Source organism: Pseudomonas sp. B37(2017) (genome assembly GCF_002112885.1).
GTDB lineage: Bacteria > Pseudomonadota > Gammaproteobacteria > Pseudomonadales > Pseudomonadaceae > Aquipseudomonas > Aquipseudomonas paraglycinae.
This window is the reverse complement of sequence record NZ_NEIX01000026.1, coordinates 1-1310: the sequence shown is the minus strand read 5'-3', so window position 1 is coordinate 1310 and position 1310 is coordinate 1. Positions and strand designations below refer to the sequence as shown.

The 1310-nt window shown below is 53.6% G+C and carries 1 protein-coding gene; it reads left to right on the top strand.

Annotated features, from left to right (window positions below):
- The first annotated feature begins 53 nt into the window (after window positions 1-53).
- Window positions 54-1279 (top strand): IS3 family transposase gene (locus CAF90_RS29035; protein WP_371915882.1). Its coding sequence is split into 2 segments (ribosomal slippage): window positions 54-405 and window positions 405-1279, totalling 1227 coding nucleotides; the frame shifts between segments, so codons are not numbered across the junction.
- The last annotated feature ends 31 nt before the right edge of the window (window positions 1280-1310 follow it).

Here is a 1310-nt window from a genome sequence, read left to right as displayed (position 1 = left end):
TGTCTCGTCCTGAATAAGGTTTACACCTTCTGGCTTCTTTTCAGGAGTGTGCAATGGATTCGGGCGCAAAACGCAGTCAACGCGATTACACGCTGACTTTTAAATTGTCGGTTGTCGATCAAGTCGAAAAAGGCGAGTTGAGTTATAAAGAGGCTCAACGGCGCTACGGAATTCAGGGTCGATCGACGGTGTTGGTTTGGTTACGCAAGCATGGTCGGCAAGACTGGAGCCAAGGCGCCTCCATTCGTTCCCAAAGGACCCGACCGATGGACGAGCCCACTTTGCCCTTAACACCCGAGCAGAGAATCAAAGAACTTGAGGAGCAGTTGGCGCTGGCGAATCAGAAAGCCAAGTTTTTTGAAGACGTGGTGGATGTACTGAAGAACGACTACGGCGTCTCTGTCGTAAAAAAGCGGCCCGGCAAGTCGTTGCGCAAACCCAAACCCTGAGTGTCAGCAGGGCTTGCCAGTTTATGGGGATCAGTCGCCAAGCCTTTTACAAACGTAATCGCGTCTATCGGGCTCGCATCGAGCAAGATCAGAAACTCATCCAGTTTGTGCAGACAATCCGAGTACGCCAACCCTGCATTGGCGCCCGCAAATTGCACTCGTTGATGCACGCGGAGCGTGAGAAACAGGAGCTGCATGTCGGCCGCGATCGGTTATTGGCGGTCTTGCGTGATTACCGCCAACTGGTCCGCAGGAAGCGGGCTTATCACAAAACGACCGACAGTCATCATCACTTCCGCTGCCATCCCAATCTGCTCAAACCAGGCCCGTCGCAAGTTGTCGCTACCGGTCCGGAACAGGTTTGGGTGGCCGATATCACTTATCTGTCCACCAAGCGTGATGATCCGGTCTATTTGAGTCTGGTGACGGATGCCTTCTCAAGAAAGATCGTCGGCTATCACGTGCATGGCAGCTTGCATGCCGACTCAGTGGCTCAAGCCTTGCGTATGGCCTTGAAGACGCGTCGAACACGCCAGAAACTGGTTCATCACTCGGATCGAGGTGTGCAGTACTGCTCGGCGCTATATCAAAAGCTCCATGCCAAACATGGCATCACGTGCTCGATGACTGATGGCTACGACTGCTACCAAAACGCCTTGGCAGAGCGGGTCAATGGCATCTTGAAGACAGAGCTCTTGCTCCACCGACCGACAGACTTGGCGCAAGCGGAGCAAATGGTGCGGGAGGCGATCTTGATCTACAACCAGGAGCGCCCGCACCTGTCCTTAAAATACAAAACGCCCGATGCGGTGCATCGGGCGTTAGGGTGAAACAGGTGTAAACCTATTTCAGGACTAGACA